Raw genomic sequence first — 2,931 nt, forward strand, 5'->3', positions numbered from 1 at the left:
AGAATTTCGGATAGCGAAAAACGCACCTCAACTATCCCTATGTGGGGTGATGCTATCGTCTGGAGTGAACTCCATAGAGAGGACAATTATCCTTCTTACTGGGATTAGCAAAACACGTTTTTTGTCCTATAAGCCACGCTTTACCTGTTTGGTTGAAAGCGTTTTTGATTTCCTCATATTTCATCGGCGGGATCAATGGAAAGCGCGGCAAATTCCTGATCGGACAGGCTGTTTACCTTTTTTACCGTGCGCTTTGCAAGCTTCCGCATATCCTTATCCATAAAGGATAGAGCAAATGCGATTTTCTCCGTTACTTCCTCTTTGCTTTCGCCTCTGTAAATGCTTAACAAATTCATTTCTTCTACTGTAAAAGGATTCATGCTCATACCTCCAATTCATGATTTTTTGTTTTCGTGTTATGTTTTTTGTGTTCAGACTGTTTCTTTGCTTCCTTTAGCTGTGCTCTGATAGACGGTTTTTTCTCCGGATCAGTGGAATGGTGTTCCTCCGCTTTAACCGCTTTTGCAAGCTCGGTAAGAGAAATAGATTCTCCCGCCTTTACTTTCTGTTCAAGCTCGTCTACGGTAGGGGCAGGCGGTGTGTTATTCATAATCCCGTCAACCATGTTGTAATTTTGCTCTGTGGAAATCTCGGCAGTTTTCAGGTAATTTTCCGGTTTCAGAAATTCCGGGGCTTCCTTGTAACCAAGTCGGTCTACATAATGAGCCGTGTCCTTTCCGTCCTTATGAAGTACAACCACATCGGAAACTGACAGGCTGTGTCCGTAAAAATCCTTTGGATGATCGATATTAAAGCGGGTGTAAATATCCTCAAGAGAAAGTCCCTTTGTAAGCTCCGCCTCATATACCTTGACATAGTTATCCGGGTTAAGTATCTGCCCCGATTCTTTTAAGCGGTCGTAGGATTCAAATTGAAGCTCTCTTGTGTCCTCGCCGCGCTTTAGCTGATAGATCCGAAAGGTATCTTTTTCAGGGGTAGTGTTTTCAGCCTTTGCGTAAAGCTCTTTGATCTGCTCTCTTGTGAGCTTCCCGGACTGAACCTCATCTAAAAGCTCTTTGCATTGCTCCTTTGTTCCGGCATATAAAAGCTCGGATTCTGTCTTGCCGTTTTCTTTTACGATATAGGCTTCCAGCCTACAGTTTTTCACACTGTCTTTTTCAGAGGGTTCTTCCAGCACCTTGTAGATATATTCAGGTGTGGTTTCAATTTTATTTTCCTTTCTGAAATTTCTTTGAAGCTCTATTATGCGTTCTCCCGAAAGGGGTTTTATGCTGCTGATAGCATCCGCCGCATAGATCGCATTGGAAGTAAGCTGCCTTTGCCACGCTAAAGCCTTCGGCGACCAGCGAAAACCGTTTGACTTTAATTCGTCTCGGATTTTGCCGTCCGGTTTATCCTCAAAAAAAAGCTGCAGTCGGTTATCCTTTACATTGATTTCGGCTCTGCCTCCTGCAAACTCCCAGCCTGTGAAAAGCTCTTCCTTATTTACGGAAAGACTTTGAATACGATCTTTAATTCTTCTGATTTCCGCATTGTTATTGGAAAGTGCCCAAGTCGGATAGGGCTTATCCTGAACGCCTCTGATTTCCATTCTTGCCTTTAGCTTTTGGGTAGCTTCGCTATCAAGCTCCGGACAGCTCTCAAGGGTTTTATGCTTTCGGTAATAGGCGTTGACCGCCTTCATGGTTTCCTGCGCCTTTATCAGCTTTTCAAGCTTTGCATTTAATTTCTTTACAGCATCCGGATCGTCTGCACTGATTCCGCCCATTCCGGTGCTTCTGATTTTTTCAAGAAGTCCTTGAATATCTTTCCATTCTCCATAATTTTTATCACGGGCGGCGTTTTGCTTTTCCTTTTTTCGCGTAGGAAAGTTGGAGCCTCCCGCAATCAGTACAGAGGGAACGCGGGCATCGATAGCAAAACCGTTATTCATATTTGCCGCAAGTTTTTTAGAGTAGGTATCAAGCAAGGCGTCGATTTTGTTATGAAAGGACGGATCCACTCTCTTTTTCTGATTTTCAGCAATTTCCGCCGCCTGATTCACAAGGCTTTTGTATTCACGGGTTGCGCTTCCCGGCGTATAATCGGAAAAGCTGTTCATTTCCTTTGCCCTCTTTGCCGCAGCTTCATTGATTGGGTAATACTTTACCTGTATTCCGGCTTCCTTTTCCTGTGAAGCTTCTTCCTGCATCTTTTCAAAATCATCTATGGGGATTTCCTTTAATTCTTGCCCTGAAAGCTCGTGCATTTTTAGGATTTCATCACGGGCTTTTTCAATAGGGATTTCAAGGTTATCAAGCTGTCCGCCGTCAAGGTCTGTAAAGTCCGGCTGATACAAAGTATAGTCATAGCCTGTTTCGCAGGTCTGAATATAGAGATAGTTTCCGTTTTCAAGCAGGTAAGCTGTTTCCTGTTTTTCTTCCTGCAAAGGCAATTCTGTTTCTTTTTCTGAAAGCTCATTTTCTCTTGCCCTTTGAAGCTCCTTAAAATGCCCGTCTATGCTGTCGATCAGCTCCGATGCGGCAAGACGGATGGTTTCAAGGGAGCCTTTCAATTCGGACAATTCTTTTCCGCTGCTCCAGCCTGCAACATACCCGAAAGAATAATCGGAAGTATCAAGTCCGTAATGCTGGCATACGGTATAGGCGATGCTTTCTGCCTCAACCTCACGGGTACGCTGGTTTGGGTGATTTTCTTTTTCCTCTTTCGGTGCATTTAAGTCAATGTCGTGCAGCTTTGCATGGGCGATTTCGTGAATGGCAGTCTTTAGTGTTTGCAGCTCGCTCATGTTATCGTCAATCGCAATTCTTTTTTCCGCAAGGTGATAGTAGCCGTGAGCGCTTCCCTCGATATGTTCAAGGGCAATCGGAACGGGAGAAGCCTTTTTCAGTGCTGTAAAAAAATCCTCAT

The 2,931-nt window shown here is 44.0% G+C and carries 2 protein-coding genes; both read right to left on the reverse strand.

Annotation, left to right across the window (positions count from 1 at the left end; all coding sequences use genetic code 11):
• Window positions 1–173 precede the first annotated feature (173 nt).
• A complete protein-coding gene (locus HMPREF1152_RS02340) occupies window positions 174–380 on the reverse strand; it encodes a transposon-transfer assisting family protein (RefSeq protein ID WP_009643552.1) in 207 nt (68 codons plus the stop codon).
• A 2-nt stretch (window positions 381–382) separates the two neighbouring features.
• A partial coding sequence (locus HMPREF1152_RS02345) for a YodL domain-containing protein (protein ID WP_009643553.1) occupies window positions 383–2,931 on the reverse strand: 2,549 nt, incomplete at its 5' end.

The sequence above is a fragment of the Mogibacterium sp. CM50 genome (genome assembly GCF_000293155.1).
Classification (GTDB): domain Bacteria; phylum Bacillota; class Clostridia; order Peptostreptococcales; family Anaerovoracaceae; genus Mogibacterium; species Mogibacterium timidum.

Coding starts and splice junctions, on each gene's coding strand:
- HMPREF1152_RS02340 (WP_009643552.1), bottom strand. CDS start 380: ATGAATCCTTTTACAGTAGAAGAAATGAATTTGTTAAGCATTTACAGA.